We start from the raw sequence: 24105 nt of genomic DNA on the forward strand, positions 1-24105 counted from the left end.
CGGCTGCGACCATTCCCGGTCATGCCCAACCGGCTCGCCGGCTCGACCAGCCCCTACCTGCGCCAGCACGCCGACAACCCGATCGACTGGCAGCCCTGGTCGACCGCGGCGTTCGCGGAGGCGCGGCGGCGTGAGGTGCCGGTGCTGCTGTCGGTGGGCTACGCCGCCTGCCACTGGTGCCACGTGATGGCGCACGAGTCGTTCTCCGACGCGGACGTCGCCGGCTACGTCAACGAGCACTTCGTGGCCGTGAAGGTCGACCGCGAGGAGCGCCCGGACGTCGACGCGGTCTATATGGAGGCCACGCAGGCGATGACCGGCCGGGGCGGCTGGCCGATGACCTGCTTCCTCACCCCCGACGGCGACCCGTTCCACTGCGGCACGTACTACCCCGCGCGCCCGTACGGCGGCATGCCGTCGTTCACCCAGCTGCTCGGCGCGGTCGTGACGGCGTGGACCGAGGACGGCGAGCGGGTGCGCAGCGCGGCCCGGTCGATCACCGAGCGGCTCGCGTCGGCGTCGCCGCCCGCGGCCGCCGGCGGGGTGGACGAGGACACGCTCGCGGGGGCGGTCGCCGCGCTGACCGGAGACTTCGACGAGCACCGCGGCGGGTTCGTCCCCGCCCGCGAGCACCCCGCGCCGAAGTTCCCGCCGTCGGCGGTGCTCGAGTTCCTCCTGCGCCACCACGAGCGCACCGGCAGCTCCGACGCGCTGGCGATGACCGAGATCACCGCCGAGGCGATGGCCCGCGGCGGAATGTTCGACCAGCTCGCGGGCGGGTTCGCGCGCTACTCGGTCGACGCGACGTGGACCGTCCCGCACTTCGAGAAGATGCTCTACGACAACGCGCAGCTGCTGCGCGCGTACGCCCACCTCGCCCGGCTGACCGGGTCCGAGCTCGCCGCCCGGACCACCGACATGACCGCCGCGTTCCTGCTGCGCGACCTGCGCACGCCCGAGGGCGGGTTCGCGTCCGCGCTCGACGCCGACGCCGCCGGCGAGGAGGGCTCGACCTACGTCTGGAGCCCCGCCGAGCTCGCCGAGGTGCTGGGCGCCGAGGACGGGGCCTGGGCCGCGGGGCTGCTCGGCGTCACCGAGGACGGCACCTTCGAGCACGGCCGTTCGACCCTGCAGATGCGCGCCGACCCCGACGACCCGGGTCGCTGGCAGGCCGTGCGCAAGTCGCTGCTCACCGCCCGGGCGCGCCGCCCCCAGCCCGAGCGCGACGACAAGGTCGTGGCCGCATGGAACGGGCTGGCGGCCACCGCGCTGGTCGAGGCGTCGGCCGCCCTGGGTCGCAGCGAGTGGCTCGCCGCCGCCCGGCGCGCGGTGGCGCTGCTGCTGCGGGTGCACGTGGTCGACGGGCGGCTGCGGCGCACGTCGCGCGACGGGGTGGTCGGCGACGCGCCCGCGGTGCTCGAGGACCACGCCGCGCTCGTCGACGGCCTGCTCGCCCTGCACCAGGCCACCGGCGAGGCCCGCTGGCTCGCCGAGGCGCGCACGCTGCTCGACGCCACGCTCGACCACTTCGCCGAGATCGGCGAGGACGGGGCGTTCACGGGCCGGTTCTGGGACACCGCCGACGACGCGGAGTCGCTGGTGACCCGGCCCCGCGAGATCACCGACGGCGCCTCGCCGTGCGGGTCGTCGCTGCTGGCGGGCGCCCTGCTCACCGCCTCGCTGCTGGTCGAGCCCGCGGCCTCGTCGCGCTACCGCGAGCTCGCCGACGCCGCGGTCGCCGCGGTCGGCGGGCTGCTCACCCGCCACGCCCGCTTCGCCGGCGGCTGGCTGAGCGTGGCCGAGGCCGCCGTGCACGGCCCGCTGCAGGTCGCCGTCGTCGCGGGGCCCGGGGAACTCGTCGAGCGCGACCGCCTCGCCGACACCGCCCGCCGTCACGCGCCGGGCGGCTCGGTCGTCGTCGCGGGGGAGCCCGACGCCGACGGCGTGCCCCTGCTCGCCGACCGGCCCCTCGTCGACGGCGCGCCCGCCGCCTACGTGTGCCGCGGGTTCGTCTGCGACCGCCCGCGCACCGCCCCCGACGACCTCGTGGCGGCCCTGGCCCGCTGAGCGCGCCCCCACACTGCCGCAGCGAACGGGCGGTTCGCTGCTTCTATGCGTCCGAACTCCCCGTTGATCACCGGCGCGGGCGCTTCGCGCGCAGCGAACACCCGATGCACTCGTAGCTGTGTAATGCTGTAAGCGTTGCAGGAGCGCGGAGGGAGTGCGCGATGATGGTGGGACGCGGAGGACACCGGGGACGCCCGGGACGGGGTGGTCCGGGGCGGCGCGGCGGCGGTCGGGTCCCGACCGACCTGCCCGCCACCGACGACCTCGACGGCTGGCTCGCCGGGCGGCTGCCCGACGGGTGGTTCACGGGTGCGCCGTCGGTGACGACCGACCGGGAGGAGATCCTGGTGGTCGGCGAGCTGCCGGCCCCGACCCTCGACGAGGGCGCCGACGAGGCGGCCCGCACCGCGGCGGCGCGGGGCCGCATCGAGCGGTTCCGCGAGGAGACCCGCGGTGAGCGCATGGAGGTCGCGCGCCAGGCCGAGCACCGCTACGGGCGCAAGGTGGCCTGGGGCGCGCGGATCGGCGAGGTCGAGGAGCTGTTCACGACGCTCTCGGTGCCGGTGATGACGCGGCTGCGCCAGCCCGAGCGCCTGGTGCTCGACACGCTCGTCGACGCGGGGGTCGCCCGCTCGCGGTCGGACGCGCTGGCCTGGGCCGTGGCGCTGGTCGGCGAGCACGCCGGCAGCTGGCTCGAGGACCTGCGCGGCGCGATGAGCGCGGTCGACGAGCTGCGGACGAAGGGCCCGGTGCTCGACGACGACACGGCGGGCGACGCCGGCGGCGTCGGCGACCGTCCCGACCCCGGTGACGGGGGCGGCGGCGACCCGGTCCCGCCCCAGGGACAGGCGCGCCGAGGGGCGCCCTCGCTGCCTGCGACGCAGCCGGGGCGTCCTTCGCTCGCGTCCGCGGGTGCGTCAGCCGGCGTAGAGCACGAGCCAGATCGCGACGTGGTGGCAGGCGGCGGCGACGACCGTCGCGGCGTGGAAGAACTCGTGGTAGCCGAAGGTGGCGGGCCAGCCGACCGGGCGGCGCAGCGCGTAGAAGGCGGCGCCGAGGCTGTAGAAGACACCGCCGACGATGAGCAGCACGAGGGCCGCGACGCCGCCGCGGTGCAGCAGGTCGGGGATGACGAACACCGCGACCCAGCCCAGCGCCAGGTAGAACGGCACCCCGACCCAGCGCGGGGCGTGCGGCCACGCCATCTTGAGCACGACCCCGCCGAGCGCGCCGGCCCAGACCACGGCGAGCACGATCAGCCCGGTCCGTTCGGGCAGGGCGAGCACCGCGAACGGCGTGTAGGTGCCGGCGATGAACACGAAGATCATCGCGTGGTCGAGGCGTTTCATGACGCCGCGGCCGCGCGGGGTGACCCAGGTCCGCCGGTGGTAGAGCGCGCTGATGCCGAACACACCGCAGACCGTCAGCGAGTAGACGGCGACGGCGACCGCCGCCTCGGCGGAGACGGTCGCCCCGGCGAGCGACACCAGCACGATCCCGGCCGCCACGGCGACCACGAACGACCACAGGTGCAGCCAGCCCCGCATCCGCGGCTTGACCGCGGCCGGTTCGGCGAGGGGGTCGATGAGCGTCACGCCTCCAGCGTAGGTCGCCCGTCCGGACGTGCCCTGTCCGTGTGGCGACGCCCGCCACCTCGCTGCCCGTCACGGAGGGACGCGGCGCGACGGCCACCGTCTAGCGTGGTGGCCCGTGACACTGCGGGACGATCTGCGCCGCGTCGCCTACTCGCTCTACGAGAAACGGCTCCGCCGGCGCGGGGCGACGAGCGCGCCGCCTCGCCACATCGGGGTGATCCTCGACGGCAACCGGCGCTGGGCGCGCGAGACCGGGCTGGCGGACCCCAGCGAGGGCCACCGCGCGGGCGCGGCGAAGATCGTCGACCTGCTGGACTGGAGCCAGGAGGCCGGCGTCGAGCTGGTCACCCTGTTCCTGCTCTCGACCGACAACCTCGACCGGCCCGCCGCCGAGCTCGACCAGCTCCTCGAGATCATCGCCTCCGCGGTGGAGGGGCTCGCGGCGCCCGACCGCCGGTGGCGGCTGCGGGTCGTCGGCAACCCGGACGCCCTGCCCGGCCCGATCGCCGAGCGGGTCGAGGCGGCCGCGGCGAGCACGGCGGGCCGTGACGGCATGCAGGTCAACGTCGCGATCGGGTACGGCGGGCGCCAGGAGATCGCCGACGCGGTGCGCAAGCTGCTGCTGCGGCACGCCGAGGCGGGCACGTCGATCGAGGAGCTCGCCGAGGTGCTCGACGTCGACCACATCGCCGAGCACCTCTACACATCCGGGCAGCCCGATCCCGATCTGGTCATCCGCACCTCGGGGGAACAGCGGCTGTCGGGATTCCTCATGTGGCAGTCCGTGTACTCGGAGTTCTATTTCACCGAGGCGCTGTGGCCGCAATTCCGTCACATCGATTTCCTGCGGGCCCTGCGCGACTATTCACGACGGAATCGCCGGCTCGGCCAGTAGGGCACGCGCAACGGCCCCGGGAGCGGTGCTCCCGGGGCCGTTGCTCACCCGTGTCGCCACCCGGCGCCACCGGACGGCCGTGTCATCCCCCGATAAACACGGACGTCCGGACCGGGGTCAGTGGCTCAGTCGTCGATGTCGGACAGGACGCCGAGCTGGTTGATCGGCGCCTGCACGTTGACGTTGTTGACGCCGATCAGCTGGTCGCCGGTGTTGACCTGGCCGCGCTGCTCGGCGCGCGCGCCGCCGCCGCCCTCGCCCCGGCCGTCGTGGTCGTGGCCGCCGTGGCCGTGGCCGTGGCCGTGGCCGTGGCGGTGCTTCTTGCGGTCGTTGTCGTCGCAGTCGCCGCCGCGGCCGCCGTCGCTGTCGAGGCGGCTGAGGACGCCGATCTGGTTGATGGGCGCCTGGACGTTGACGTTGTTGACGCCGACGGCCTGGTCGCCCGTGTTCAGCTGGCCGCCCTGGCGGGCGGAGGCGCCGTCGCAGTCGGACGAGGAGTGGCTGCGGTGGCTGTCGTGGTCGTGGCCCGCCTCGCCGGCGCTCGCCAGCGGCGCGAGGGTGAGCATGCCCGCCGTCGCCCCGAGGACGACCATTCCCGCCTTCTTCAGCATCCAGAAACTCCAGTTTCGTTCGTGGTCTCGGAGGGAATTCGGGGTTCCCGCCGATCGGCTCCAGCCCCACGGACGGTGCGGCTGATGGGCTAAAAGCTAGCCGTCGCTGAGCAGGCATTTCCAGCCAGCCACCCCCATCGAGTGATTGACAATTCCCAGCGCGACTTGAGTGGGATATCCGGGTGATCCGCGGTGCCCTCCCGCCGCGGATCCCACGGCCGGCGGCCTATTCAGTGCCCCTGCGTCGCGGACCTCGACACCCGTGTGTCGTATCAAGAGCCGGGCGCGGTCGGACGAGGCCTTCCGGGGCCACGCGGCGTAGCCTCGTCCGGTGGTTGCCGACCCGGCCCTCGACGGGCTTGCGCGGGCCTATGTCGGCCTCGCGCTGCGCCTCGATCGCGTGCTGCCCGGCGTGCTCGACGCCCACCTCGGTGCCCCGGAGGACGCCGCGCGGGTCGCGGGCGAGCCCGCCCCCGACCCCGACGACCTCGCCCGCGAGGCCGACCGCCTGCGCGGCGCGCTCGCGGACGTGGCCGCCGGCAACGGGGACGCCGCCCGCGCGGCGTTCCTCGACGCCCAGCTGCGGGCCTGCCGTGTCCTCGCGGACCGGGCCGCGGGCCGCGAGGTGGGGTTCGTCGACGAGGTCGAGCGCTGCTTCGGCGTGCGCATCACGCCCGGCGACCCCGACCGCTACCGCGAGGCCCACCGCACCCTGGGCGCCCTGCTCGGGGGCACCGGGGACCTGGCGGGGCGCCTCGCGGCGTTCCGCGACCGCGACCGGCTCCCGCCCGAGCACCTGTCGACCGGCCTGCGCGCGGCGCTCGCGGCGCTGCGGGAGCGCACCGCGGCGACGATCGGCCTGCCGCCCGGCGAGGACGTGGCGCTCGAGGTGGTCGACAGCGCCCCGTGGAGCGGGTTCAGCCGCTGGCTCGGGCCCCGTCGCTCCGCGGTGACGGTGAACGCGGGCATCGGGCACCGAGTGACGCACCTGCCCCTGCTCGTGGCCCACGAGGCCTACCCGGGCCACCACACCGAGCACTGCCGCCTCGCCGCCGACCCCCACCGGCTGCGCGCGCGGCCCGAGCGCCAGGTGTTCCTCGCGCGGACGCCGCAGAGCCTCGTCGCCGAAGGCGCGGCCGAGCTGGGGCTCGAGGTCGTCGTCGGGCCGGGGTGGGGACGCTGGAACGCCGAGGTGCTCGCCGCCGCGGGCGTGCCGGCCGACCCGGAGCGCGGGGCCCTCGGCGAGGCCGTCGAGACGGTGATGGCCCGACTGGCCCCGGTCCGGCAGGACGCCGCGCTGATGCTGCACGACGAGCACCGGCCCGCCGACGAGGTCGTCGACCACCTGCGCCGCTGGCTGCTGGTCGACGAGCCCCGCGCGCGGCGGATGCTCGAGTTCCTGGCCCACCCGCGCTGGCGCACCCACACCACGACCTACGTCGAAGGGGCCCGCCTGCTGCGGCCCTGGCTGCTGGGCTCCGGAGCGGACGCGGCGCCGGACCCGGTCACGGCGCGTCTCGCCCGGGTGCTCGACGACCCGCCGACGCTCGCCGAGCTGCGCGGCGAACCGGTCGCCGCCCCGCCGTCGCCGAGCCCGCGGTCCCCGGTCCGACGGGCCGTGCGGGCGCCCTGGCTGCGCCGAACGGTCGCCTCGCCCCGCACATCGCGCTGAGATCGGTGAGCCACGTCACCAACTCGTCACGTTCGGCGCGCGACAACGACCGGCTACCGGCGGTAGCGTCCGCGCCGACGGACCCGCACCGGATGCGGGGCGTCCGGGGAGGCCGGTAGTGGCAGATCGGAGCGGGACGGGGACGTCCACCGCTCGCGGAGCAGGTGCCCACGCGGCACCCCGCCCCGCGGCCGGCGCGACGCGACCGCCCTGGTCCGGTCCCGGGGGAGGGCCGGCACCCGGTCCTGCCCCGCGAAGGCGCAGGACGGCCCCCGGGCCGCGCCATCGCGCCGTCGAGCCACCGGACTAGTCGACCCGTTCCGACGAGGAACACAGTGGTCGCGGGTGCCGTGGCCGCTCGAGGGAGTAGTCGTGAGCGCAGCACCAGCCGAGCGTCCCGCTTCCGTGAGCCCCCGCAGCACCCCCGTCGCCGGTCCCTCCGGGGCCGCCGACGGCGCACGCTGTTACGTCCTCGACACCTCCGTGCTCCTGTCGGACCCGTGGGCCCCCACGCGGTTCGCCGAGCACGAGGTGGTCCTCCCGCTCGTCGTCATCTCCGAGCTCGAGGGCAAGCGCCACCACTCCGAGCTGGGGTGGTTCGCGCGGGAGGCGCTGCGTCTGCTCGACGACCTCCGCATCCACCACGGCCGCCTCGACCAGCCGCTGCCCATGACCCCCGAGGGCGGCACGCTGCGCGTCGAGCTCAACCACTCCGACCCGTCGGTGCTGCCGGCCGGGTTCCGGACCGCCGAGAACGACAGCCGCATCCTCGCGTGCGCGCTGAACCTCGCCGCGGACGGGCACGCCGTCACCCTCGTCACCAAGGACATGCCGCTGCGCGTCAAGGCGGCGTCGGTGGGCCTGCCCGCCGACGAGTACCACGGCCAGGACGTCACGACGACGGGCTGGACGGGCACCGCGGAGGTCGCCGCGACCCCGGACGAGGTGTCGTCGCTGTTCGCCGACGGCCTGGCCGACGTCGAGGAGGCCCGCGAGCTGCCGTGCCACACGGGGCTGCGCCTGCTCGGGGGCACCTCGTCGGCGCTGGGCCGCGTCACCCCCGACAAGCAGGTCCGTCTCGTGCGCGGCGACCGCGACGTGTTCGGCCTGCACGGGCGCTCGGCGGAGCAGCGCATCGCGATCGACCTGCTCACCGACCCCGAGGTCGGCATCGTGTCCCTCGGCGGCCGCGCCGGCACCGGCAAGTCGGCGCTCGCGCTGTGCGCCGGCCTCGAGGCCGTCCTCGAGCGCCAGCAGCACCGCAAGGTCGTCGTCTTCCGCCCCGTCTACGCGGTGGGCGGGCAGGACCTCGGCTATCTGCCCGGCGGCGAGAACGAGAAGATGGCGCCCTGGGCGCAGGCGGTGTTCGACACGCTCGGCGCGCTGGTCTCGTCGAACGTGGTCGAGGAGGTCATCGAGCGCGGGATGCTCGAGGTCCTGCCGCTGACCCACATCCGCGGGCGCTCGCTGCACGACGCCTTCGTCATCGTCGACGAGGCCCAGTCGCTGGAGCGCAACGTCCTGCTCACGGTGCTCTCGCGTCTCGGCACCAACTCGCGCGTCGTGCTCACCCATGACGTGGCCCAGCGCGACAACCTGCGCGTCGGGCGCCACGACGGCGTGGCCGCGGTGATCGAGAAGCTCAAGGGCCACCCGCTGTTCGCCCACGTCACGCTGACCCGCTCGGAGCGCTCGCCGATCGCCGCGTTGGTCACCGAGATGCTGGAGGGTGAGCGGTAGGTGCCTTCGGCATGTGAGCACTATGGAGTGCTGGAGCACTCCATAGTGCTCACATGGGCGCAGCCCACAGCACGAGCACGGCGAGGCCGAGCGGGACGTCGAGGGCGACGCAGAACTCGGCGAGCGACGGGGACACCGTGTCGCGGTGGCGGCGCAGGTGCCAGACGTCCCAGACGCCGTGCGCGACGAGGGTGAGGGCGGCGAGCACGAGGCCGACGCCCGGGGAGAGCAGCAGCGCCACCACGACGACCACGCCGTAGCCGAGGAACCCCGCGGTCTCGAGCGTCAGCGCCGGCCGTGACGCGCCGCGCAGGAGCCCGACGACGACCAGCACGGCGACGACGGCGCCGGTCGTGACCACGGGGTCGACGCGGAGGAACCCGCCGCCGACCGCGAGGACGGAGGCGATCGGGATCCACGCCCACGCCATCCACGGCAGCGAGAACGCGGCGGCGGCGACGTAGCAGGAGGCCGCGACGGCGACGGTGGTGGCGACGCCGTCGCGGTCGGCGCCGCCGAGCACGGCGGCGAGGGCGACGAGGAGGCCGACGGCGGTCGGCCAGCGGTGCAGCAGGGCGGAGGCCCCCGGCCCGTGGAGGGTGGTCACGGGCGTCAGCGTGCGCCGCCGTCGCTGATACCCCCACGGGGTATGTGCCGGGAGGTCCGGAATCCTGGGCAGGGGGTCCGGAGGGACCTACCCTCGGGCGTCGTGGAGCGGGACGTGCTGGTCGTGGCCTACGACGACGCCGAGCTGCTCGACATCGCGTGCGTCACCACGACGCTCGCCACCGCCAACGACCGCGGCGCCGACCCGCCCTACGCGGTCCGGCTGCTCTCGCCCGGCGGCCGTCCCGTCCCCTGCCGGCCGGGGCTGCACCTCGACGTCCACGGGGCCCTCGAGCACCGGGTCGGCGCGATCGACACGCTGGTCGTCGCCGGCGGGTTCGGCCACGAGCGCGCGGCCGCCGACGACGTCGTCGTCGCCCACGTCCGCCGGCTCGCGCGCGACGCGCGCCGGGTGGCGTCGGTGTGCACCGGGGCGTCGGTGCTCGCGGCCGCGGGTCTGCTCGACGGGCGGCGGGCGACGACGCACTGGTACTTCGCCGGCGATCTGGCCCGCGCCCACCCCGCCGTCACCGTCGACCCGGACCCGATCTTCGTCCGGGACGGCGACGTGGCGACCTCGGCGGGCGTCACCAGCGCGCTGGACCTCACGCTCTCGTTCGTCGAGGAGGACCACGGCCCGGCGCTGGCCCGCGGGGTCGCGCGCTCGCTGGTGACCTACCTGCAGCGCCCCGGCACGCAGGCGCAGATGAGCGTGCACGTCGCCGCCCCGCCGCCCGCGAACGACGTCGTGCGCACGGTGGTCGACCACGTCGCCGGGCACCTGGACGACGACCTCGGCGCCGCCGCCCTCGCCGGCCGGGCCGGGGTCAGCGAGCGCCACCTCACCCGCCTGTTCCGGGCCCACCTCGGGCGCACCCCCGCCGAGCACGTGCGCCGCGCCCGCACCGAGGCCGCGGCCCACCTGCTCGCCACCACGGACCTCCCGCTGCCCCGGGTGGCGGCGCGCTGCGGCTTCGGCACCACCGAGACCCTGCGGACGGCCGTCCTGCGCGCCTACGGACGCACGCCCACCGAGCACCGGCGGGCATTGCTCACCAACCGCTAGGCAGCGGGCGTCCCTCGGCGAAACCGGACGCCGACTGCACGCCGAGCGTCGCGCGGGCGTGGAACTCCTCCAGCGTGGACGCGCCCGCGTAGGTGCAGGCCGAGCGCACGCCCGCGCAGATGCTGTCGAGAAGGTCCTCGACGCCCGGGCGCTGCGGGTCCAGGCGCATCCGCGAGGACGAGATGCCCTCCTCGAACAGGCCCTTGCGCGCGCGGTCGAAGGCGCCGTCGCCGCGGGTGCGGGCGGTGACGGCGCGCTTGGACGCCATCCCGAACGACTCCTTGTACGCCGCGCCGTGCTCGTCGCGCAGCAGGTCGCCGGGCGACTCGTAGGTGCCGGCGAACCACGACCCGACCATCACCGCCGAGGCGCCGGCGGCCAGGGCCAGCGCGACGTCGCGGGGGTGGCGCACCCCGCCGTCGGCCCAGACGTGCGCGCCGACGGCCCGGGCGGCGGCCGCGCACTCGGCCACCGCCGAGAACTGCGGGCGCCCGACGCCGGTCGCCATGCGCGTCGTGCACATCGCGCCGGGCCCGACGCCGACCTTGACGACGTCCGCGCCGGCCGCCACGAGGTCGCGGGTGCCCTCGGCGGTCACCACGTTCCCGGCGACGATCACGGCGTCGGGGGCGGCGGCGCGCGCGGCGGACAGCGCGGTGAACATCTTCTCCTGGTGCCCGTGCGCGGTGTCGACGACGAGCACGTCGACGCCCGCGGCGCCCAGCTCCTTGACCCGCGTGGCCACGTCCCCGTTGACGCCCAGCGCGGCGGCGATCCGGAACCGGCCGTCGGCGTCGACCGCGGGTCGGTACACCTCGGCGCGCAGGGCGCCGGTGCGCGTGAGGATGCCGGCGAGCCGCCCCTCCCCGTCGACCCCGAGCGCCGGGGCCCCCGCGTACGCCGGGTCCTGCAGCGCGTCGAACACCGCGCGGGGGGCGGTCGTCACCGGCAGCGCCACCGCGGGGGACAGGACGTCGGCGAGGCGGGTGAAGCGGTCGACGCCCGTGCACGACGACTCGTTGACCACCCCGACGGGCCGGCCGGCCTCGTCGACGACGACCACGGCGCCGTGCGCGCGCTTGTTGACCAGGTTCAGCGCGTCGGCCACCGCGTCGCCCGCGTGCAGCACGACCGGGGTGTCCCACACCGTGTGCCGCGACTTCACGCCGGCGACGATGTCGGCGACCGCGGCGGCGTCCACGTCCTGCGGGATGACCGCGAGCCCGCCGCGGCGCGCGAGGGTCTCGGCCATGCGGCGCCCGCTGACCGCCGTCATGTTCGCGGCGACGACGGGGATCGTGGCGCCGGAGGGGTCGGCGACGCCGAGGTCGACGTCGAAGCGCGACGCCACGTCCGACCGCGTCGGGACGAGGAAGACGTCGTCGTAGGTCAGGTCGTGGGGCGGGCGCTCGCCGTCGAGGAACTGCACGTGTCGCAAGGCTACGCGTGGCGATCGCCGCATCGCCGCCTCGACCCGGGATCGTCACGGCAGAGTGGGGGCGTGTCCACCGCCGTGACCACCTCCCGCGCGACCGCCCTCGCCCGCACGTTCCGCGTCGTCGCGATCGCCGAGGCCTGCTCCTGGATCGGCCTGCTGATCGGGATGGCGTTCAAGTACCTCGTCGTGCTCGACGACGTCGGGGTCCGCGTGCTCGGGCCGGTCCACGGGGCGCTGTTCGTCGCCTACGTCGTGGTCGCGCTGGTGACGGCGCGGGTGTTCCGCTGGTCGGCGGTGACCACCCTGCTCGCGCTCGCCGCCAGCATCCCGCCGGCGGCGACCCTCTGGTTCGAGCGCCGCGCGGTGCGCCGCGGCGAGCTGGGCGAGGAGCGAACGGGGAGTTCGCGCGCGTAGAAGCAGCGAACCGCCCGTTCGCTGCGGCGCGTCAGCCGCGCAGCGCCCGCACCGTCTCGATCGTGTCCGCCTCGTCGGCGGTCTTGTCGTCGCGGTAGCGCACGACGCGCGCGAAGCGCAGGGCCACGCCGCCGGGGTAGCGCGTCGAGGTCTGGACGCCGTCGAGCTCGATCTCCACGACGATCTCCGGGCGCAGGTACACCGCCCACGAGTCCCGGTGGGTCTCGTAGCGCGGGAACGTCTCGGTCTGCCAGGCGAGCGTCGCGTCGGTCATGCCCTTGAAGGTCTTGCCGATCATGACGAAGCCGTCGTCGCCGCGGGCCCCCAGGTGGATGTTCGACAGCCACCCGCGCCGGCGCCCCGACCCCCACTCGCAGGCCAGGACGACGAGGTCGAGCGTGTGCGACGGCTTGACCTTCTGCCACGCGCGGCCCCGGCGCCCGGCCGAGTAGGTCGAGTCGAGCGCCTTGACCATCGAGCCCTCCTGCCCGGCGGCCAGGGCGTCGGCGACGGCCTGCTCGGCCTGCTCGGCGGTGGGGCGCACGACGCCGGGGATCAGGCGGTCGCCGACGACCTCGGCGAGCACCTCCCGCCGGGTCGCCAGCGGCTCGTCCAGGAGGTCGACGCCGTCGCGGTGCAGGCAGTCGAAGAACCACGGCTGCATCGCCCCGGAGCCCAGGCCCTGCATCGACTCCTGGAACGGGCGCGGGCGCCCGTCCTCGGCGACGGCCAGGGTCTCGCCGTCGAGGACCACGGTCTCCACGGGCAGCGCCCCGGTCAGCGCGACGATCTCGGGCACCGCGCCGGTGATCTCCTTCAGCGTGCGCGACCACACGCGCACCTCGTCGCCGCAGCGGTGCACCTGGATCCGGGCGCCGTCCAGCTTGTGCTCGACGACCACGCCCGGCTCGCCGTCGGGCGGTCCGAGCTCGGCGAGCGCGGCGTCCAGCGAGTCGCCGGGGGAGGCGAGCATGGGGCGCACCGGGCGCATGACCTCGAGGCCGATGGCCCCCAGGTCCCCGCCCGTGAGTGCCACGTGCGCGGTGGTGGGCAGGTGCCCGGAGAGCATGAACGCGCGCCGGACGGCGTCGGCGGGCACCTCCGCGGCGGCCGCGACCGCCTCGATCATGATCCCCTCGAGCGCGCCCTGGCGCAGCTCGCCGCCGAGCAGGCGCACCAGGAAGCGGCCCTCGTCCTGCGTCGCCGCGTCCAGCAGCGCGCCGAGCTCCGCCGCGCGGCGCTTGCCGACCCCGGTGCCCGAGCCGGCCAGCTCGGCGAGCCGGTCGAGGGCGGCGTCGACGTCGCCGACGGTCAGCGACGACGTCCCGGCGGGCGAGGGCGACACCGACTGCAGCGTCCGCCAGCCGATGCCGGTGCGGCCCTGGAGCATCTCGCCGGCGAGCCACGCCGTCGCGGGCCGGATCTCGCCGGGCTCGAGGCCGGCCAGCAGCGCCGCGAGCGTCGCGGTCTTGGCCTTGCGCGAGCGGGTCGCCGCCACCTCGCCGGAGGCGGCGACGACCTGCCCGAGCAGCGTCACCGGTCGACGCGCGTCATGGCCAGCACGTCCAGGGCGTCGTCGAGCTGCTCCTGGGTGAGGCGCCCGTCGCGGACGTAGCCCTCGGCCTCGATGACCTCGCGGATCGTCTTCCGCTCCTTCATCGCCTGCTTGGCGATCTTCGCCGCCTCCTCGTAGCCGATGAGGCGGTTGAGCGGGGTGACGATGGCCGAGGACGACTCGGCGTAGCGGCGGCACGCCTCCTCGTCGGGCTCTGTGTTCTCGAGCACGCGGTCGGCGAGCAGGCGCGCGGCCGCGGCCAGCAGGCGGCACGACTCGAGGACGTTGTAGCCCATCACCGGCATCATGACGTTGAGCTCGAGGTTGCCCTGGCTGCCCGAGAACGCGACGGTGGCGTCGTTGCCCATGACCTGCGCGGCGACCATCATCGCCGCCTCGCAGATCACCGGGTTGACCTTGCCGGGCATGATCGACGAGCCGGGCTGCAGGTCCGGGATGCGGATCTCGGCGAGGCCGGTCGACGGCCCGGACGACAGCCAGCGCACGTCGTTGGCGATCTTGTAGAGGCTCACCGCGACCGCCCGAAGCGCCCCGGACGCCTCGACGAGCCCGTCGCGCGCGCCCTGCGCCTCGATGTGGTTGCGGGCCTCGGTGAGCTCGGGGATGCCGGTCGACTGCCGCAGCTGCTCGACGACCTTGCCGCCGAAGCCCTCCGGGGTGTTGATGCCGGTGCCGACCGCGGTGCCGCCGATGGGCAGCTCGGCGAGGCGGGGGAGCACCGCGCGCAGACGCTCGGTGCCGTGCTCGCACTGGCTCGCCCAGCCGCCGGCCTCCTGCCCGAGGGTGATCGGCACGGCGTCCATGAGGTGGGTGCGGCCGGCCTTGACGACGTGGCGCCAGTCCTGGGCCTTGCGGTTGAGCACCGCGCCGAGGTGGTCGAGCGCCGGCACGGTGTCGCGCACGATCGCCTCGGCGGCGGCGACGTGGATGGTGGTCGGGAAGACGTCGTTGGAGCTCTGCGAGGCGTTGACGTGGTCGTTCGGGTGGATCTTCTGGCCGGATGCGCGCGAGGCGAGGGTCGCGATGACCTCGTTGGCGTTCATGTTCGAGCTGGTGCCCGAGCCGGTCTGGAACACGTCGATCGGGAACTCGGCGTCGTGGGCGCCGGAGGCCACCTCGTCGGCCGCGGCGGCGATCGCGTCGGCGTGGGCCCCGTCGAGCACCCCGAGGTCCTTGTTGACCCGCGCGCAGGCGCCCTTGACGAGCCCGAGCGCCCGGATCTGGGCGGGCTCGATCGGACGGCGGGAGATCGGGAAGTTCTCGACGGCGCGCTGGGTCTGCGCGGCCCACAGTGCGGCGGCCGGCACCCGGACCTCGCCCATGGTGTCGTGCTCGGTCCGGTACTCCTGCTCGTCGGTCATGGTGCTCAGTCTTTCACCGGACTCAGGAGACGACCTGCACGGTGTCGCCCGGCGAGAGGTTCGCGAAGAAGCGCTTCGAGGCCGTCTTGCCGAGGTGGATGCAGCCGTGCGAGCGCTCCGAGAGGCTGCCGGTGTGGAACGCGATCGCCGGCGCGAAGAACACCGAGTACGGCATGTCGGCGTCGTAGAGGTTGCTGACGTGGTCGGCGTCCTTGTAGTCCACCGAGAACGTGCCGGTGGGCGTCGGGTACTTGCGCGTGCCGCCCAGGGCGCCGACGGGCCCGTAGGTGACGTTGCCCTGCCCGTCGGTGAGCCAGGCCTGCTGCGACGACAGGTCGACACAGGCGTCGGCGGACGCGGCGCACGGCGTCCCGGCGGTGAGCGCCAGCGCGGGAGCGGGTGCGGCGGCCGGCGCCGGGATCGACGCGGGCGCGGCTCCGGCGCTGCCGGCGCCGACGAGGAGCGCGGCGAGCGCGCTGAGGAGCACGGTCACGAGGGCGAGCGGGGTGCACCGACGCGCGTGGGACGACACGAGGACCTCCGAGGAAGATCTGGTCACATCGGATTACCCCGAGTGACGCGGGATCATCCCAGGAGTGTGGTAGCCCGACCGAGCGACGCGCCGGTCGGGCGTCCCGTCCTCACAGCGTCGAGTGGTCCGGGCCCCAGGCCGGGCCGTCGAGGTGCTCGTCGTCCACGCCGAGGTCGATCGCGGAGTACTCGCGCAGCTTCCGCAGCCGGTGCCAGGCGTCGATCATCCGGACGGTGCCGGACTTGGAGCGCATGACGATCGACTGGGTGGACGCGCCGCCCGCGCGGTAGTGCACGCCGCGCAGCAGGTCGCCGTTGGTGACGCCGGTGGCGCAGAAGAAGATGTCCTCGCCGCGCACGAGGTCGCCGGTGCGCAGCACGCGGTCGAGGTCGTGGCCCGCGGCCAGGGCCTTCTCGCGCTCGGCGTCGTCCTTGGGCCAGAGCTTGGCCTGCAGCTCGCCGCCCATGCAGGCCAGCGCGGCCGCGGTGATGATCCCCTCCGGGGTGCCGCCGATGCCGAGCAGGATGTCGACGCCGCTCTCGGGGCGCGCCGCGGCGATCGCGCCGGCGACGTCGCCGTCGGAGATGAAGCGGATGCGGGCGCCGGCGTCGCGGATGTCCTGGACGAGCTGCTCGTGGCGCGGGCGGTCGAGCACGACCACCGACACGTCGGCGACGTTGATGCTCTTGGCGCGGGCGATGGCGCGCAGGTTGTCGCGGACGGGCGCGTCGATGTCGACGACGTCGGCGCAGTCGGGGCCCACGGCCAGCTTCTGCATGTAGAACACCGCGGACGGGTCGAACATGGCGCCGCGCTCGGCGACCGCGAGCACGGCCAGCGCGTTGGGCATGCCCTTGGCCATCAGCGTCGTGCCGTCGACGGGGTCGACCGCGACGTCGACCTCGGGGCCGTCGCCGTTGCCGACCTCCTCGCCGTTGAACAGCATCGGGGCCTCGTCCTTCTCGCCCTCCCCGATGACGACCGTGCCCCGCATCGACACCGAGCCGATGAGCTTGCGCATCGCGTCGACCGCGGCGCCGTCGCCGCCGTTCTTGTCGCCGCGGCCGACGAAGCGGCCGGCGGCCATGGCGGCGGCCTCGGTGACCCGGACCAGCTCGAGCGCGAGGTTGCGGTCGGGCCGCTCGGTCCGGACGTGTTCCTGCGAGCTCACCGGGTGCACCTCCGTGGGGCGGGACTGTGGCGGGACGGCCCGGGTCGGGCGGGCCGCCCATCCTCGCAGAATCCGGCCCGTGGGGCGGCTGTCCGGATTCGCCTCACATGCGGACCTCGCGGGCCGAACGACGCGTGCGTTGCGAGGATGGCGCCGTGGCCTCCCCCTCGCCCGGTCCCGGCGCCCATGATCCCGAGCCGCAGCGCGGCCCGGCCGCCCTGCTGCGTGCCTTCGTGGTGATCGGCGTCGGGGTGCTGCTGCTGGCGGGCATGCTGCGGGCCTGCTCGTTCGCGCCCGGCGCCCCCGAGGTCGACCGCGACGCCGTGCCCCGCATCGACCCGGCCGCCGAGCTGCGCCGCGACGCGCCGACCCTGGCCTTCCCGCTGCGCGTGCCGTCGCTGCCGCCGGACTGGATCCCGCAGTCGTCCGACGTCGTGGTGGTCGGCACCGGTCCCGCGGCCCCGCGCGCCGCCCGCGTCGGGTGGGTGACGCCCGACGACGAGTTCGCGCGCCTCGTGCAGACCGACGCCGACGAGGCCGCCGCCGTCGTCTCCGAGGCGGGCGACCCCACGGCCACCGGCACCGTGACGGCCGGCGGCCGGACCTGGGTGACGCACTCCGGGCGGCGCGACGAGCCGATCTGGGTGACCGACGTCGACGGCGTGCGCCTGCTCGTCACCGGCAGCGCGTCGCCCGAACGCCTGACCCAGCTCGCCGAGGCCGCCCTCGCGGCGCCGTTCGTGGCGCGGTAGCGCTCACCACCGGTCGCGCGGCGGCGGCCCCCAGCCGTCGTCGTCCCGGCCGCGCGGCTTCTCCCGGCGCACCGCGACGCGCTCGTCCTCGTCGTCGCGCCTGTCGTCAGGGCGCGGCGCGGTCCAGCCGCCGGTGTCGGTGCCGGTCGGGCCGCGGTGCGGGCCGGACGTCGGGAGGGCGCCGGGCTGCTCCGGTGCATCGCGGTGGTCGTGGTGGTCGCGGGCCTCGGGGCGCCATGTCTCGGCCGGCGGCGGGGGCGGCGGTGCCGAGGGGTGGGGCGGGGGCGCGGGGGTGGGGGTGGCCGTGAGATGCGTGGCCGCGGCGACCCCCTCCCGCGAGAGCGAGTGCACGCTCTCGCGCAACGCGCGCGTGGCCGCGGCGCGCAGCTCGGCGGAGAAGCGCGGCGCCGGGGCGAAGCGGCCGAAGGTGTCGCGCAGGAAGTGCACGAGCAGCGTGGCGGTGGAGCGCGAGCGCCACATCGTCCAGCCGACGTAGAGGTCGCGCCCGTAGGGCTGGACCAGCAGCATCGCCCGCTCGCTGTACTGGCTGAACAGCAGCACCGGCACGCCCGCCACGGTCGAGGGCCGCACCTCGGCGGGGCTCTGGCGGGCCTCGGCGGCGGCGCGCACGTACTCGAAGGCGCTCGTCGCGGCGTCGCCGCGGTTCTCCAGGAGCCGGGAGTGCTCGGCGATCGGTTCCTTGGCCGGCGCGAAGAACGACGCGATCCCGGCGAGGTAGAGCACGACGACGAGCAGTCCGAGCAGCGACGACACGACGTCGGTGAGGTCGTCGGGTGTCGACATCGACGCGAGGTAGTCGAGGACGACCTTGAGCAGGAGCAGCACGGTCGGCGTCACGAGGAACAGCAGCGTGCGCATGAGGTGCGGCGCGAGCATGCGGTAGGTGACGACGTCGTCGACCAGGCCGTCCGGCTCGGCGTGCTGCTGGATCTCGCGGTGGTAGTCGGCGTGCGCGCCGGTGACCGCGCGGTCGACGTCGCCGCCCCCGGCTCCGAACGGGCTGCTCATGACCGTCGAGTCTGCGGCATCAGGCCCCGGTCGCGGGTGTCCCTCGCCCGGGTGTCGCCTCCGCGTCTCCGCCCGCCTCGTGGTCGGCCTCCTGCAGCACCGCCTCGACGCGCTCGCGGGCCCCGGCCAGGTGGCGCTCGCAGAGCCGCGCGAGCGTCTCGCCGCGCTCCCACAGCGCGAGCGAGTCCTCGAGGCTCAGGCCGCCGGCCTCCAGGCGCCCGACGACCTTCTCGAGCTCCGCGCGCGCCTCCTCGTACCCCGGCTCGTCGCTCTCCGTCATGCGCGCATCCTCCCCCTCGTGTCAGCGGCGTGGCGCTGCAGACGTTGAGTGTCCGCAGCGCCACGCCGCTGACATCTCCGGACCTCAGTCGCCGTCACGATCCGTGACGGCGGCGTGGACGGCGCCGTCGGCGAGGCGCACGCGCAGGGCGTCGCCGGGCGCCGGGGTGGCCGCGGAGCGCAGGACCGGCGCGTCCACCGCGTCGCCGTGCTGCACGATCGCGTAGCCCCGGGCCAGCGTCGCCGCCGGTCCGAGCGCGGTGAGCGACGCGCGCAGGTGGCGGATGTCGGCCTCGCGGGCGACGAGCGCGGCCTCGAGCACCTGGCGGGCGCGGGCGCGCCGCCCGGCCACGGCGTCCTCGCGTGAGGTGATCGGGCCGAGCGGGTCGGCGAGCACCGGGCGGCGGCGCAGCGCGGCGAGCCGGGCGTCCTCGCGCTCCACCCAGGCGTGCAGCGCGCGGTGCGCGCGGCGGCGCAGGGCGGCGAGGTGGGCCGTCTCCTCGGCGAGGTCGGGGACGATCCGCTTGGCGGCGTCGGTCGGGGTGGCGGCGCGGACGTCGGCGACGTGGTCGACCAGCGGGGTGTCGGGCTCGTGGCCGATCGCCGAGACCACCGGCGTCCGGCACGCCGCCACCCCCCGGCAGAGCGCCTCGTCGGAGAACGGCAGCAGGTCCTCGACACTGCCGCCGCCGCGGGCCAGCACGATCACGTCGACGTCCGGGTCGCGGTCGAGCACCCCGAGGGCGTCGAGGATCTCGGGCACCGCCTGCGTGCCCTGGGTCGGGGTGTTCACGGTCCGGAAGCGCACGGCGGGCCAGCGCCCGGTGGCGACGGTGACGACGTCGTGCTCGGCGGCGCTCGCCCGGGAGGTGATCAGCCCGACGCAGCGCGGCAGCCGGGGCGGGCGGCGCTTGCGGCCGGGGTCGAAGAGGCCCTCGGCGCCCAGCAGCGCGCGCAGCCGCTCGATGCGCGCGAGCAGCTCGCCGACCCCCACCGGGCGGATCTCGTCGACGCGCAGCGACAGCGTCCCGCGGCCGAAGAAGTACGACGGCTTGCCGTGCACCACCACCCGCGCGCCCTCGGCCAGCGGCGGCACCGTGCCGCGCACCATCGAGGTCGGAGCGGTGAGACCCAGCGAGACGTCGGCGGCGGGGTCGCGCAGGACGAGGAACGCCGTCTGGGAGCCGGGACGCGCGGTGACCTGCGTCAGCTGGCCCTCCACCCACACCGCGCCGAGCCGGTCGATCCAGGCCTGGATCTTGCGGGCGACCGTGCGGACCGGCCAGGGCTCCTCGGCGCTGGTGGGCGGTGGTGTCGTCACCGCTTACTGCGCGTTGAGGGTCGCGATCCGGTTGGACAGCATCGTGACGAACGGCGGCCGGCCGGCGTGGGACTCCTCGAACGCGAGGAGCTCGGCCACCTCCTCGACCGTCAGCGAGCGCAGCTTGCCGCGGAGCTGGGCGATCGTCATCGACTCGTAGCCGGGCAGCGCGTCGGGGGACGTCGTCGCCGTGCTCCGCGAGGCGTGGCCGTTCACGCGGGGCGTGTCGGCGAGCTCGGTGTACTCCAGCGACGTGTCGTCCAGGTCGGGACGGTCCCAGGCGCCCGGCCGCGCGGTGGGCAGCGTCGGCAGGTCGTCGTCGAAGCGCGCCCACGAGGGCGCCTCCTCTACCGGGCGCATCCCGTCGAGCGCCCCGTCGCCCTTGATCGCCAGCTCGGTGACGACCTGCTGCGCCCGCATCGACAGCTGCAGCACGCGGCTGACGGCGGTGATGGGGAGACCGGCGACGGTGCGGGGGAGGTCCCGGGCCTCCTCCACGGCGGTGACGACCAGACCGGCGGCGACCCGCACCGGGAACGGGAGCGAACTCATGGTCACAGGGTGCCAGCCGCAGCGCGTCGATGTGTGGACGGCCACGACCGGGCGGCTGACACCCGGGGCGTGACGCTCGTCGCCCGTAGGCTGGGGACATGTCCACTGAGCACCCCGGCGAGCAGGACGGCGCCCAGCGCGTGCTGCTCGCGAAGCCCCGTGGCTACTGCGCCGGCGTCGACCGTGCCGTGGTGGCCGTGGAGAAGGCGCTCGAGACGTACGGCGCGCCGGTGTACGTCCGCAAGGAGATCGTGCACAACCGGCACGTCGTGAACACGCTCGCCGCACGCGGCGCGGTGTTCGTCGACGAGACCGACCAGGTGCCCGAGGGCGCCACGGTCGTCTTCTCCGCCCACGGCGTCTCCCCGGCCGTGCACGCCGAGGCCGCGGCGCGCGAGCTGCGCACCGTCGACGCCACCTGCCCCCTGGTGACGAAGGTGCACCAGGAGGCCAAGCGCTTCGCCCGCGACGACTACGACATCCTGCTGATCGGCCACGAGGGCCACGAGGAGGTCGAGGGCACCGCCGGCGAGGCGCCCGACCACGTGCAGCTCGTCGACGGCCCCGCCGCCGTCGAGCACGTCACCGTCCGCGACCCGGAGAAGGTCATCTGGCTCTCGCAGACGACGCTGTCGGTCGACGAGACCCTCGAGACCGTGCGCGCCCTGCGCGAGCGCTTCCCGTCGCTGGCCGACCCGCCCTCGGACGACATCTGCTACGCCACGCAGAACCGCCAGGTCGCGGTGAAGCAGATGGCGCCCCAGTGCGACCTCGTGCTCGTCGTCGGGTCGCGCAACTCCTCGAACTCGGTGCGCCTGGTCGAGGTCGCGCTGCAGGCCGGCGCGAAGGACTCGCACCTGGTCGACCACGCCGGCGAGATCGACGAGGCGTGGCTGTCCGGCGTGCGCACCGTCGGCGTCACCAGCGGCGCCTCGGTGCCCGAGATCCTCGTCGGCGACGTCCTGCACTGGCTCGCCGAGCGCGGCTGGGCCGACGTCGAGGAGATCACCACCGCCAACGAGAAGCTGACCTTCTCGCTGCCCCGCGAGCTCAAGCGCGACATGAAGCCGCAGGCGGTGCGCTGAGCAACCGTTGAAGTCGGGACGCGGGCGCACGAGAGTGTTTCCGTGTTCCTGGCCCTGACCCTGCTCACCGGGGGAGCGCTGCTCACCCTGGTGCTCGGGGTGATCGGCGGCGGCGACCCGGTGGCCGTCCTCCCTCTCGGCGTGGCGTTCGCGCTGCTGGCGACGCTCGGGTTCCGCTGGGTGCAGGGCCGCGGCCGTCGGCTCTGGTCGGCGATCCACATCGTCGTCGGGCTGGTGCTCGCGTCGGTCGTGTTCGCGCTCGCGCCCGGGGTCGGCGCGACGCTGTTCCTCGTCGTGCTGGTCAGCCAGTGCGTCCTGCTGCTGCCGCTGCCCGTCACCGTCGTCGTCATCGCGATGGTGCCGATGGTGCACACCGGGATGCCGCTGGTCGACGGCCTGCGCGAGGGCCTCGGGACGCTGGTCGCGGTGGTGTTCGCGGCCGTCGTCACCGAGCTGCTGCGCCGCGAGCAGGCGATGCGCCGCGAGCTCACGGCCGCGCAGCAGCAGGTCGAGCGCCTGGCCGCGGCGCAGGAGCGCAACCGGGTCGCCCGCGACATCCACGACGGCCTCGGGCACTCGCTGACCGTCATCCAGATGCAGCTGCAGGCGGCGCGCGCGCTCGTGGAGCGCGGGTCGGGGGACGTCGACGGGGTCCTCGCCAAGGCCCAGGACCAGTCGCGCGAGGCGCTCGCCGAGGTCCGGCGCTCGGTCGGGACGCTGCGCGAGCCGCGGGAGACCCCGCCGCTGGCCGCCGCGCTGCAGGACCTCGCAGCGGAGAGCTCGGCGGCCGGGGTGCCGACCCGCCTGACCGTCGAGGGCGACGAGCGCCCGCTGGCCGCGGCCGCCCGCGAGGCGCTGTTCCGCACCGCCCAGGAGGGCCTGACCAACGTGCGCAAGCACGCCGGGGCCAGCCGCGCCGAGGTCGTGCTCGACTACGCGAGCGGCGCGGTGCGGGTGGAGGTCCGCGACGACGGGCGGGGCTCGCTCGCGGGTGACGCCGGGGGCGGCGTCGGGCTGCTCGGCCTGCGCGAGCGCGCGGAGGAGCTGGGCGGGAGCCTCTCGCTGGGCCCCGGCGCCGACGGCGGCTGCGCGCTGCGGGTGGAGGTGCCGGCGTGACGCCGTCCCGGGTCGAGCTCCGCTCCGCGGCGTCTCCCGTCCGCGTGCTCCTCGTCGACGACCAGGCCCTGTTCCGCGAGGCCCTCGCAACGCTGCTCGGGGTGCGCGACGACGTCGTCGTGGTCGGCGAGGCCGGCGACGGCGAGGAGGCGCTGCGCCGGGTCGCCGAGCTCGCGCCCGAGGTCGTGCTCATGGACCTGCGGATGCCCGTGCTCGACGGGGTCGGGGCGACGCGGCGCCTGCACGTCGAGCACCCCGAGGTCCGGGTCATCGCGCTGACCACGTTCGACGACGACGAGGACGTCTTCGCCGCGCTGCGCGCCGGGGCCGTCGGCTACCTGCTCAAGGACGTCCCGTCCGCCCGCCTCGTCGAGGCCGTGCTGACCGCGGCCGCGGGGGGCTCGGTGCTCGACCCGTCGGTGGCCGCGAAGGTGGTCGCCCGCGTCGCGCGCCTGCCCGCCGACGAGTCGGCGCCGCGCCCGCAGCCCCTCGTCGTCCCGCTGTCCGAGCGCGAGGTCGACGTGCTGCGCCTGCTCGCCGACGGCCGCAGCAACCGCGAGATCGCGGGGACGCTGCACCTCGCCGAGGGCACGGTGAAGAACCACGTGACCAACGTGCTGGGCAAGCTCGGCGCCCGCGACCGCACGCAGGCCGCCCTGCGGGCCCGGGCGCTCGACCTGCTGTAGGTCATGACCCCGCGTCATGACCTTCGGCACGTCAGCGCGGGTGCGTCCCTCGCGATGCTCGTCCCCGTCGCCAGCCAGGCCTCGGGGAAGGACCCGCCATGACCGCCCAGCCCACCCTCACCGCTCCCGCCGCCACCCCGCGCCCGCTGCGCCGCCGCGCCCTGCGCTTCGCCGGCCACTACCTCGAGATGGTCGCCGCGATGGTCGTCGGCATGATGCTGCTCGCCCCGCTCTGGCCCGACGCCTGGACCGCCCGCCCGGACGTCGGCGCCCTGGTCATGGCCGCGGACATGACCATCGGCATGGCGCTGTGGATGGCGATCCGCCGGCACACCGCCCGTCAGATCACGGAGATGTCGGCGGCCATGTGCGCGCCGTTCGTCCTCGGCCTCGTGCCCTACTGGCTCGGCGTGATCTCCGGCGAGACGCTGATGATCGCGGCCCACGTGCTGATGTTCCTGACCATGCTCGCCGCGATGCTCTGGCGCCGTGACGAGTACGCGCACTGAGGCCCGGGGTCTGTCGCAGCGAACGCGCTGTT

Annotated in this window: 23 protein-coding genes and 1 pseudogene; 12 read left to right on the forward strand and 12 right to left on the reverse strand. The window is 75.2% G+C overall.

From position 1 onward, the window contains the following. The first annotated feature begins 21 nt into the window (after window positions 1-21). Both ACFPK1_RS21385 and ACFPK1_RS21390 read left to right on the forward strand, forming a co-directional pair. Window positions 22-2067, forward strand: a complete 2046-nt coding sequence (locus tag ACFPK1_RS21385; protein ID WP_378022968.1) for a thioredoxin domain-containing protein — start codon at window positions 22-24, stop codon at window positions 2065-2067. A 164-nt stretch (window positions 2068-2231) separates the two neighbouring features. After that, window positions 2232-2822 (forward strand): annotated as a pseudogene (locus ACFPK1_RS21390) (hypothetical protein); the annotation flags it as partial. A gap of 162 nt (window positions 2823-2984) precedes the next feature. Here ACFPK1_RS21390 and trhA read toward each other — a convergent pair. After that, the gene (gene trhA, locus ACFPK1_RS21395; RefSeq protein ID WP_378023050.1) at window positions 2985-3614 is read right to left on the reverse strand and encodes a PAQR family membrane homeostasis protein TrhA; all 630 of its coding nucleotides are present in this window, start codon (window positions 3612-3614) and stop codon (window positions 2985-2987) included. A 181-nt stretch (window positions 3615-3795) separates the two neighbouring features. Between trhA and ACFPK1_RS21400 the strand changes: the two genes are divergently transcribed. Then, window positions 3796-4557 (forward strand): isoprenyl transferase, encoded by a 762-nt coding sequence (locus ACFPK1_RS21400; RefSeq protein ID WP_378023051.1) that lies wholly within the window; start codon window positions 3796-3798, stop codon window positions 4555-4557. 125 nt (window positions 4558-4682) lie between these two features. Here ACFPK1_RS21400 and ACFPK1_RS21405 read toward each other — a convergent pair whose 3' ends face one another. Next, the gene (locus ACFPK1_RS21405; RefSeq protein WP_378022969.1) at window positions 4683-5168 is read right to left on the reverse strand and encodes a hypothetical protein; all 486 of its coding nucleotides are present in this window, start codon (window positions 5166-5168) and stop codon (window positions 4683-4685) included. Window positions 5169-5499: 331 nt separating this feature from the next. Here ACFPK1_RS21405 and ACFPK1_RS21410 point away from each other — a divergent pair, with 331 nt between their 5' ends. Both ACFPK1_RS21410 and ACFPK1_RS21415 read left to right on the forward strand, forming a co-directional pair. Next, on the forward strand, window positions 5500-6840 hold the full coding sequence (locus tag ACFPK1_RS21410; protein ID WP_378022970.1) for a DUF885 domain-containing protein: 1341 nt from the start codon (window positions 5500-5502) through the stop codon (window positions 6838-6840). A gap of 405 nt (window positions 6841-7245) precedes the next feature. Further along, the gene (locus tag ACFPK1_RS21415; protein WP_378022971.1) at window positions 7246-8580 is read left to right on the forward strand and encodes a PhoH family protein; all 1335 of its coding nucleotides are present in this window, start codon (window positions 7246-7248) and stop codon (window positions 8578-8580) included. Between the two features lie 49 nt (window positions 8581-8629). Here the strand turns inward: ACFPK1_RS21415 and ACFPK1_RS21420 are convergent, their stop codons facing one another. Beyond that, window positions 8630-9187, reverse strand: a complete 558-nt coding sequence (locus tag ACFPK1_RS21420) for a hypothetical protein (protein WP_378022972.1) — start codon at window positions 9185-9187, stop codon at window positions 8630-8632. A 102-nt stretch (window positions 9188-9289) separates the two neighbouring features. On the opposite strand from ACFPK1_RS21420, the gene ACFPK1_RS21425 reads away from it, so the two are divergent. Continuing rightward, complete coding sequence (locus ACFPK1_RS21425; protein WP_378022973.1) at window positions 9290-10252, forward strand: GlxA family transcriptional regulator; 963 nt, start codon at window positions 9290-9292, stop codon at window positions 10250-10252. On the opposite strand, the gene ACFPK1_RS21430 is transcribed toward ACFPK1_RS21425, so the two are convergent. Further along, complete coding sequence (locus tag ACFPK1_RS21430; RefSeq protein ID WP_378022974.1) at window positions 10239-11681, reverse strand: GuaB1 family IMP dehydrogenase-related protein; 1443 nt, start codon at window positions 11679-11681, stop codon at window positions 10239-10241. The genes ACFPK1_RS21425 and ACFPK1_RS21430 overlap by 14 nt on opposite strands. A gap of 72 nt (window positions 11682-11753) precedes the next feature. Here ACFPK1_RS21430 and ACFPK1_RS21435 point away from each other — a divergent pair, with 72 nt between their 5' ends. After that, on the forward strand, window positions 11754-12104 hold the full coding sequence (locus ACFPK1_RS21435; RefSeq protein ID WP_378022975.1) for a DUF3817 domain-containing protein: 351 nt from the start codon (window positions 11754-11756) through the stop codon (window positions 12102-12104). A gap of 31 nt (window positions 12105-12135) precedes the next feature. Here ACFPK1_RS21435 and ACFPK1_RS21440 read toward each other — a convergent pair whose 3' ends face one another. The 4 genes from ACFPK1_RS21440 to glpX form a co-directional block, all read right to left on the reverse strand. Then, entirely contained in the window at window positions 12136-13641 is a 1506-nt protein-coding gene (locus ACFPK1_RS21440; RefSeq protein ID WP_378022976.1) for an ATP-dependent DNA ligase, read from the reverse strand. Continuing rightward, window positions 13638-15041, reverse strand: a complete 1404-nt coding sequence (locus tag ACFPK1_RS21445; protein WP_378022977.1) for a class II fumarate hydratase — start codon at window positions 15039-15041, stop codon at window positions 13638-13640. The genes ACFPK1_RS21440 and ACFPK1_RS21445 overlap by 4 nt, the downstream gene beginning before the upstream one ends. 22 nt (window positions 15042-15063) lie before the next feature. Continuing rightward, window positions 15064-15534, reverse strand: a complete 471-nt coding sequence (locus ACFPK1_RS21450; protein ID WP_378022978.1) for a L,D-transpeptidase — start codon at window positions 15532-15534, stop codon at window positions 15064-15066. A 148-nt stretch (window positions 15535-15682) separates the two neighbouring features. Continuing rightward, window positions 15683-16744, reverse strand: a complete 1062-nt coding sequence (glpX, locus tag ACFPK1_RS21455) for a class II fructose-bisphosphatase (RefSeq protein WP_378022979.1) — start codon at window positions 16742-16744, stop codon at window positions 15683-15685. A 155-nt stretch (window positions 16745-16899) separates the two neighbouring features. Between glpX and ACFPK1_RS21460 the strand changes: the two genes are divergently transcribed. Continuing rightward, window positions 16900-17496 carry a DUF4245 domain-containing protein gene (locus ACFPK1_RS21460; protein WP_378022980.1) on the forward strand — a complete coding sequence of 199 codons (597 nt, stop codon included), beginning with the start codon at window positions 16900-16902 and terminating at the stop codon, window positions 17494-17496. Window positions 17497-17499: 3 nt separating this feature from the next. Here the strand turns inward: ACFPK1_RS21460 and ACFPK1_RS21465 are convergent, their stop codons facing one another. From ACFPK1_RS21465 to ACFPK1_RS21480, 4 genes are all read right to left on the reverse strand, one after another. Continuing rightward, complete coding sequence (locus ACFPK1_RS21465) at window positions 17500-18525, reverse strand: hypothetical protein (RefSeq protein WP_378022981.1); 1026 nt, start codon at window positions 18523-18525, stop codon at window positions 17500-17502. A 19-nt stretch (window positions 18526-18544) separates the two neighbouring features. Next, the gene (locus tag ACFPK1_RS21470; protein WP_378022982.1) at window positions 18545-18805 is read right to left on the reverse strand and encodes an exodeoxyribonuclease VII small subunit; all 261 of its coding nucleotides are present in this window, start codon (window positions 18803-18805) and stop codon (window positions 18545-18547) included. Between the two features lie 84 nt (window positions 18806-18889). Continuing rightward, window positions 18890-20125 carry an exodeoxyribonuclease VII large subunit gene (gene xseA, locus ACFPK1_RS21475; protein ID WP_378022983.1) on the reverse strand — a complete coding sequence of 412 codons (1236 nt, stop codon included), beginning with the start codon at window positions 20123-20125 and terminating at the stop codon, window positions 18890-18892. Between the two features lie 3 nt (window positions 20126-20128). Beyond that, a complete protein-coding gene (locus ACFPK1_RS21480; RefSeq protein WP_378022984.1) occupies window positions 20129-20677 on the reverse strand; it encodes a lipid droplet-associated protein in 549 nt (182 codons plus the stop codon). Between the two features lie 98 nt (window positions 20678-20775). Between ACFPK1_RS21480 and ACFPK1_RS21485 the strand changes: the two genes are divergently transcribed. The 4 genes from ACFPK1_RS21485 to ACFPK1_RS21500 all read left to right on the forward strand — a co-directional run bounded on the left by ACFPK1_RS21485 (window position 20776) and on the right by ACFPK1_RS21500 (window position 24073). Continuing rightward, window positions 20776-21762, forward strand: coding sequence for a 4-hydroxy-3-methylbut-2-enyl diphosphate reductase (locus ACFPK1_RS21485; RefSeq protein WP_378022985.1), 987 nt, complete (start codon window positions 20776-20778; stop codon window positions 21760-21762). A gap of 42 nt (window positions 21763-21804) precedes the next feature. Continuing rightward, on the forward strand, window positions 21805-22878 hold the full coding sequence (locus ACFPK1_RS21490) for a sensor histidine kinase (RefSeq protein ID WP_378022986.1): 1074 nt from the start codon (window positions 21805-21807) through the stop codon (window positions 22876-22878). After that, window positions 22875-23564 carry a response regulator gene (locus ACFPK1_RS21495; RefSeq protein ID WP_378022987.1) on the forward strand — a complete coding sequence of 230 codons (690 nt, stop codon included), beginning with the start codon at window positions 22875-22877 and terminating at the stop codon, window positions 23562-23564. Before ACFPK1_RS21490 ends, ACFPK1_RS21495 begins: the two co-directional genes overlap by 4 nt. 98 nt (window positions 23565-23662) lie before the next feature. Beyond that, window positions 23663-24073 (forward strand): hypothetical protein, encoded by a 411-nt coding sequence (locus ACFPK1_RS21500; RefSeq protein WP_378022988.1) that lies wholly within the window; start codon window positions 23663-23665, stop codon window positions 24071-24073. Window positions 24074-24105: the final 32 nt, after the last annotated feature.

The sequence above is a fragment of the Actinomycetospora rhizophila genome (genome assembly GCF_042657905.1).
GTDB classification, from domain to species: Bacteria; Actinomycetota; Actinomycetes; order Mycobacteriales; family Pseudonocardiaceae; genus Actinomycetospora; species Actinomycetospora rhizophila.